The sequence below is a fragment of the uncultured Mucilaginibacter sp. genome, from assembly GCF_903913935.1.
GTDB lineage: Bacteria > Bacteroidota > Bacteroidia > Sphingobacteriales > Sphingobacteriaceae > Mucilaginibacter.
The window spans coordinates 1-7,436 of the sequence record NZ_CAIWNH010000407.1; the positions used below are offsets into that span (position 1 = coordinate 1).

General features: G+C 42.4%; 5 protein-coding genes. 2 read left to right on the top strand and 3 right to left on the bottom strand.

Translation table 11 applies throughout. The annotated features are described in order from the left end of the window. Positions 1–51 precede the first annotated feature (51 nt). Positions 52–1,089 carry an AI-2E family transporter gene (locus tag QZY09_RS16425; protein WP_295674108.1) on the bottom strand — a complete coding sequence of 346 codons (1,038 nt, stop codon included), beginning with the start codon at positions 1,087–1,089 and terminating at the stop codon, positions 52–54. 308 nt (positions 1,090–1,397) lie between these two features. Then, the gene (locus tag QZY09_RS16430; protein WP_295674110.1) at positions 1,398–3,383 is read right to left on the bottom strand and encodes a KUP/HAK/KT family potassium transporter; all 1,986 of its coding nucleotides are present in this window, start codon (positions 3,381–3,383) and stop codon (positions 1,398–1,400) included. Between the two features lie 413 nt (positions 3,384–3,796). Between QZY09_RS16430 and QZY09_RS16435 the strand changes: the two genes are divergently transcribed. Beyond that, positions 3,797–3,958: a hypothetical protein gene (locus QZY09_RS16435; protein ID WP_295674112.1), complete on the top strand. Its 162-nt coding sequence runs from the start codon at positions 3,797–3,799 to the stop codon at positions 3,956–3,958. A 660-nt stretch (positions 3,959–4,618) separates the two neighbouring features. On the opposite strand, the gene QZY09_RS16440 is transcribed toward QZY09_RS16435, so the two are convergent. Continuing rightward, complete coding sequence (locus tag QZY09_RS16440) at positions 4,619–4,954, bottom strand: hypothetical protein (RefSeq protein ID WP_295674114.1); 336 nt, start codon at positions 4,952–4,954, stop codon at positions 4,619–4,621. A 138-nt stretch (positions 4,955–5,092) separates the two neighbouring features. On the opposite strand from QZY09_RS16440, the gene QZY09_RS16445 reads away from it, so the two are divergent. Beyond that, positions 5,093–7,436 (top strand): hypothetical protein (locus QZY09_RS16445; RefSeq protein WP_295674116.1); only part of this gene is annotated, 2,344 nt, incomplete at its 3' end.

Genomic DNA, 7,436 nt, shown 5'->3' on the forward strand with positions numbered 1-7,436 from the left:
ATATGGCCGATTTATTATTACATACAAAGATAAATATATTATAGTTTACGTTTATGGCCCTGTGCGAATCCGTTCCAGCCTGTCGGCGGCCATTCGGTTGGTTTCGTAAATTTCGAGCAATAGTAGAAAATATGACAAGAGCAACGGCCCGAAAACTAATCCCAGGATCCCGAAAAGCGGAACCCCTATAAAAACACCGATAATAGAAATCAGGGGGTGTGTATTGGCCAGGCGCTTATTAATGATCGCCCTTAAAAAATTGTCGACATTGCCAATAAATAATAAGCCGTAGGCCAAAAGCAAAATTCCTTTTACCGGATGCCCGCCGGCGAATAAAATAATACTGGCTGGAATAGTGAGCGTTGGCGCCCCTACTACCGGTAAAAAGGATATGAAAGCGCCGATTACCCCCCAAAATACCGGGTCGGGCAGGTTGAATATAAAAAAGCCGTTTGCAAGTAAAAACCCCTGAACAACAGCAATAATTCCCTGTCCCAGTACATTTGAATAGGTTGCATTACGCAAGGCAACAGCAAACTTTAATGCATGCTGTTCCCTAAAGGGGGCATACTTAAGCAGTGCGGATTCAAATTGCCGGATCTGCACCAGCATAAAATAGAGCAAAAAGTACATCACCAGCAACGTGATAAGGATATTGGCAGCACTGCCTAATATTGACGGGAAAAGATCGGTAGCAAAGGTGCCGAGTTTTTGCATGGTGTTTTCAGCAAAATGCGGCTGGTTGAAGTTATAGCCCGCATAGTCGTCAATTTTTGAGATCCAGCCCTGCAGATCAAACGATTTTAAATGAATGCTCCCTATCTTGCTGACAACCATAATACTCAGCGACATTAAAGGAATAACGATAACTACGAGCGACGTAAGCATGATAAGTACAGCTACCAGCGATTTGTTCCATAGCTTTTTTTCGACCAGATGCAGATAAACCGGTCTGAAAAGAGTGAACAATACGATGGCGCCTAAAATTGAACTGAATAAGCCACTTAACGCATAAAGAAGGAAACAGCCCAGGATGACGATGGTCCCGAGAACGATATTGTTGCGCTGCTTATAACTAAAAATTGACATTAAGGCCTAAATATATCTTATAAACGCAAAAACAGTAAAAAGTTTTTGCTGGAACAGTTAATAATTGTTAAACGATGATTTTGAATCAATTAAGGTGCGGTAATACTTAAACCGATTTAGGTGAAGGGGCAATTTGCGCGGTTGACCGCACCGGCCTGATCATTGGAATAAAGTTAAGTAATAGTAATGATATCTGTACGATGGCCCCGTTTTTACAGGCATTATTATCACATGCAAAAAAAAATAGCCGGCTGCATGGCCGGCTATAATGAGGATTTTTTAAGGACAAAAATGCACGCAGCTTTAGTTTAAGCCTCAATTCTTTTTAAAATAATATTGCCAACAGGCTTCACAACCAATGGTATTTTTTCGACATACGTTTCGCTCGTATCCAGGCCGAATGCTTTGGCCTCAGTTTGTGCCAGTTTTTTGATGGCGAAATAGCTGTTCAAAATAAAGCCCTCTTTAGCACCAAAGGAGTTGTTGTACGACAAGAATTTCTCCATGATAACGAACCTGAAATCAGCGGCAATTTTATATTGATTGAGCGAATCGTATTTGCTGGTGATATCTATTTCGTGACGGGCAACCATGTCCTCAATAACTTTGCGGTACAATACATTTACCCTTGGCTGGATCCTGAAGCCTAAACGGAACTCAACCCGGATAACCTTGCCCGGCTCGATCTGGTCCACACTATACTCCATGGTATAAGGCTCATTGGTCGTTTCGATATGGATGAACCAGTAAGTATCGGCCCTTTTGGGTTTCCGGCTCATGATGGAGTACATCACCTTTTCCTCTACTTGTTTGGCGTTGTTAGCCTTGGTTAAATAAATGAGGTGAGTCGAATATTTGCTTACCGATTCATCGGCGCTTAAAGCTATTAATAGGGGTATCTGATCTTTCAGGTCGATAAAATGCAAAAAGCGGTTGTTGATCTTGCGCGCTTTAAACCAAATGTACATGGTAAATATCAGGCCGATCTCGAAAACAACGAAGAAGATCCGCTTTAATAATTTGGCGGCATTTGTGATGAAGAAAGAGAACTCGACAGTTAAAAATACACACAGGATAATTACTACGATCCATAGCGGCCAGTGTTTAACATAACGCATAAAGTACGACATCAGGATGGTAGTCATCAACATGGCTATGGTGATGGAAAACCCGTATGCAGCGGTCATGTGCTCCGACGTTTCAAAATACAGGGAAACAAGGATACATCCGATACAAAGGATCCAGTTAATGCTGGGTATATAAATTTGTCCGCGGATGTTTGACGGATACTTTATAGTGATGCGCGGCCAAAAGTTCATGCTCACGGCTTCGCTGATGAGGGTAAATGAACCGCTGATCAAGGCCTGGCTGGCAATAATAGTAGCTAAAGTTGCCAGTACCACCGCGGGGATCATCAGCAGTTGAGGGTCGGGCACAATGGCATAAAAAGGGTTAACCCCGGTAAAGTTGTAGCCGGCCGGCCGCGATAACACCCATGCGCCCTGGCCCAGGTAACTTAATAAAAGCGTGGTTTTTACAAAGATCCAGCTTACCTGGATGTTTTTCCGCCCGCAATGCCCCAGGTCAGAATAGAGCGCTTCGGCGCCTGTGGTACATAAAAATACGGCACCCAATAACCAGAAACCATCCTTATGTTCGGTAAGCAACCTATAGCCATAAACCGGGCTTAAAGCCTTAAATACAGATGGGTCATGAATGATTTGAAAGAACCCTAAGGTGCCGATCATCAAAAACCATAGCAACATGACCGGGCCAAAGGCTGAACCGACTATCTTGGTGCCAAATTGCTGAAAGAAAAACAACGCCAGCATGATCCCGATCACCAGCCCTAAAATAAGGTGGCTTCCGGGTACAAATTCTGGATGTTTTATTGGATTGCTTAGCGCGGGCACATTGCTCAACCCCTCAATGGCAGACGTTACCGAGATGGGCGGAGTGATAATGCCATCGGCAAGCAAAGTACCGGCACCAATAATTGCGGGTATGGCCAGCCATTTGCCGTAACGCCGCACCAGGGCATATAATGAAAATATGCCGCCTTCGCCATGGTTATCGGCCTGCAGGGTAATGATAATGTATTTAAAAGTGGTTTGTAAGGTAAGTGTCCAGAAAATGCAGGAGATTGACCCCAGTACGAGCAGGCTATTGACTTTGCCGCCTTCAACCAATAAAGTTTGAAAAACATATAAAGGGGATGTGCCAATATCGCCAAAAATAATACCAAGGGTAATTAGCGTACCCGCAAACGTGAGCTTTTTAATGTGGGATTCCATTGATCAGGAAAAAATAAAATGTTGGTTGAAAGAAAAGGAAAAAGATAATTCTGGCCGCCGGGACCTGGCGGTTGGGAGTAAATTATTGCTGATGCTCATTATGAGTTTTTAATCAATTATTTTTAATTATCAATAAAACCGAAACAATCCCTATGCCATTAGTGGAAAGTCTTTTAAATATTAAATTAAGCTGTTGGTTTTCAAAATATTAACAAGTTAGTGTATGGATTACACAATATAAATACCCTATCATTTTGATAGGGTGATTATCATTTTGATAGGTTTTCTGTCGCAGCATTTTTACAAGCGAAAATCCATATGGCGTCAACTGGTTAAAAAAATCCGGGCTACATGAAACTTTTTAACGGTTAGGCTTATTATACGTTCAGCAATCTGTTTTAATTTTTATCAAAATGAAAAATATAAGTTTTCTGTTCGCCACACTCTTGTTATTTTGTTTAAGCAGTTGTACCGCTATTGAAGGGATTTTTAAAGCTGGATTTGCAGTTGGTATTATCGCCGTGGTTTTAGTTATCGCACTCATTATCTGGATCGTTTCGATGTTCAGGAAATAGGTAATTTAGTTTAAGTAGGCCCATATTTCTGGATTTTATTTAGCGCCGGTGTTTCTGCTGGGCATCGCTAAACCCGGTCTTCCGGATTTTTTGCCTGTTAGAAGTGCGTAGTTGGCTATAAGTAATAAAGCAAGGTACTATAACCGGGTATCAGTACGATTAATTCTTGCGTCAATTCCGCTGTTCCGGCTTGTAATTAAATGGGATTGCTTTTTTACTAGGCTTCAAATAATGAGCCGGGCTGGAATGCTTTTAAAGCGGGCGAAGTAAAACTCCTTTAAAACAGTGTTTTAAACCATGCTCCCGCTTTGTGGGATTTATTGCTTCCCGCCCGCAAAAAAAATGTGGATAACTATCATTTTTCGGAATATTATGAAATAAACTTATCCGGGATATTTCGTTTGAAAGGTGGAAAACGCTTTTTTTCTTAATCATTATGCAATTGATTATAACCAATATTTAATTAAAAAAAACTCGCAAGAAAAAAATAAATATTATTCACACTGTTGTTTTAAAAGCTATCTTTTTTTTATTAATTTGAAAGGTCTTTAGCGCGATATTTGTACGCTAAGGCCCGGTTTGATAAATTATTGGTTAAGCTATGCGACTACGTACCCTAATTAGCTTTATTGCTATTTCGTTTTGTTTTATCGGCCGTTCTTACGCCGGAACCGCCACCTGGACTGGTGGCAGCAGTGTAAATTGGAGTAATGGTTCAAATTGGGCATCGGGCCATACGCCAACCCCCGGCGACGATGTATTTATAGGCGGGGGAACTACATTTGCACCTACTGTTGATGGCGCCTTTTCAATAAAATCACTTGAAGCGACAAGCTCGGTTACACTTACTTTATCAGCATCACTTTCTGTAACTAAAACCTTGTTGGTTAGCGGCGGTACTTTAACGTTTGCCGGTACAAATTCTGCCACCTTTGGCGGGACCGGAACTATCAATAATACCTGTACTTTTATAATTGGATCAGGTAATACTGTCACATTTAACAGTCTTTTGTCCGTATCTGCTGGTGGCGCTCTAACCAATAACGGGTCCTTGATATTAATTCAGGTTTAACAGCAGGCGGCAATCCCTCACCTATTATCAACACAGGCACTATTGCCATATCAAGCTCAGCTTTGAACATACAAGCAGGCGGATCTTTGGCAAATACCGGAACTATAACAACAAACTCGGGTTCGACAGTTTCCTTGAACGGCAGTCCATCACCCATAAATAATAACCTGAATGGTGTTTTTAACGCAACTTCAACTACTTTTACAATGGCGGCCGGCTCTTCTATTACCAATACAGGAGGAACATTCACAATCACCTCATCAACTATGGCATGTAATGGTAACCCAACGCCAATTTTAAATCAAAACAGCGGAGCAACAACCGGTGTTTTTAATATAGATGCCACTGCCATCACTTTCAAGGGGACAAATTCAATAACCAATTACGGCACTTTTACCATCAATAACGGGTCATCAATCACCACATCAAGTACAGCAAATACGTGTTCCATTACCAATTACGGCACTTTTTATGCCGGGAAGTCAAATTCTGCGTGTACCATCACTTATGGTCTCGGAAGCACCCTGAGTATCAATAATTCATCAACAACAGTTGGGGCAACTACATATAACGGCACTTTTTATTTAGGTTCTACCTCCATTATATACCCGTCTGTTGCATCAAGTTCTATTACTAACGCTTCTGGCTGTACCTTTACCTTACAGTCTGATATTTACGGGTCAGCTTCTATAGGTGCATTAACAGGAACGATTTCCGGCCTTTATAATGTTGAACGCTACCTATCCGGGGGCAGCAGCGCCTACCGGGCATACCGCGAGCTTTCTTCTCCCGTGTATGAAACCACCGTTAGCGGAAATCACGTTTACAGTATCAATTATGTAAAATCATCTTCATTGTTAACAGGTTCAGGGGGCACTGCGGGCGGTTTTGATAAAAGCGGTAATCCTACGCTGTATCTGTACAGAGACAATATTGCTTATACCAATGGCTCGTTTAATGGAGGGAATTTCAGGGGGGTAGCTAATATCAGTACAGATCCAAGCTATACTATTGATTTTGACGGCAGCGGCTATAGCATCCCTGTTGGTAACGGCTTTTTGTTTTTTGACAGGGGCGACCGCACCACTAACCTCGCCAATAAATATACGCCCGGCACCAGTGCCGAAAGTGTTACCTTAACTGCATCAGGCACTTTGAATACAGGCGCTATACTTGTAAAACCATGGTTTAGCCTTTTGTCTACTTTAGATTATACCACAGTAGCAGGCAATTCAACTGTATTGGGCTTTGCAATGGTTGGCAATCCTTATCCAAGTTCAATTAATTGGGATACATTCAGTACAACTACGTCTACTAACGGGATTTACGGCCCATCAGTAAGTCCTTTTATATACGTGCTTGATCCCGTAAACGGTAATTACAATGTATATCAGCAAGGCAAGGGAGGTACCGGCACAATCGCAACGACCGGATCAAATATCATCCCAAGCGGGCAGGGCTTTTTTGTAAGTGCACTTTCTTCTACCGCATCGTTAACTTTTAACGAAGCGGGCAAAACCAGCGCACAGGCCACACCGGTTATCGGCAACTTATTTCTTGGTGCGCCGCCCTTGGCTTCCGTAGGTCAATTTCTTCGTTTAAACATGGTGCAGGATTCGGTACATACCGATGGCGTGATTATTAATTTTACTGGTTCATCCAAAGCGCAATTTGTGCCGGACGAGGATGCAATGTATAAATCAGGCAACGGACCAGTAAGTCTTTCGAGCATGTCTGCAGATCATATAGCGCTGGCCATTAATTCGCAGGCCCTTCCCAAATTAACTCCGACGGTTATCCCGTTAAGTGTAAATGCAGCGGCTTCAGGCACCTATCAGCTAAAACTATCAACTATAAAAAGCATCCCGGACCTTTACGACGTATGGCTGAAAGACGCATACGCCAAAGACTCGCTTGATATTAAGCATAACCTGGCTTATGCGTTTACCATAGCCAAAAGTGACACCAATAGTTTTGGAGCAAACCGTTTCAGCCTTGTCATTCGCGAAAACCCGGCTTTAATGGTTCACTTATTAAACTTTACCGCTGCCAAAGCTATTGGTGGCGCTGAGATCGCCTGGACCGCCGAGAATGAGCAAAACTATACCTATTTTGCCATAGAACGGAGTACAGACGGTGGCGTAACTTTTAATACATTGGGCGGATATGCCTCAAGCGCAGCGGGTACTTACAGCTTGCTTGATAAAGCACCTATAGCTGGCGAAAATTTGTACAGGCTGAAAATGGTGGATCTGAACGGCACGATCAGCTATTCCGGCGTAGCTAAAGTGATGTATGGCAATATAAAGAGCCTGGCAAAAAGCAGTATCAGTATATATCCAAATCCGTCTTCGGGGATTATCAATCTGGCAATTAACCAGGATAAAAGCAATTTAATAACTGGGC

Bases quoted from the DNA above. Each gene is read 5' to 3' on its own strand.
- QZY09_RS16425 (WP_295674108.1), bottom strand. From the start codon at position 1,089: ATGTCAATTTTTAGTTATAAGCAGCGCAACAATATCGTTCTCGGGACC.
- QZY09_RS16430 (WP_295674110.1), bottom strand. From the start codon at position 3,383: ATGGAATCCCACATTAAAAAGCTCACGTTTGCGGGTACGCTAATTACC.
- QZY09_RS16435 (WP_295674112.1), top strand. From the start codon at position 3,797: ATGAAAAATATAAGTTTTCTGTTCGCCACACTCTTGTTATTTTGTTTA.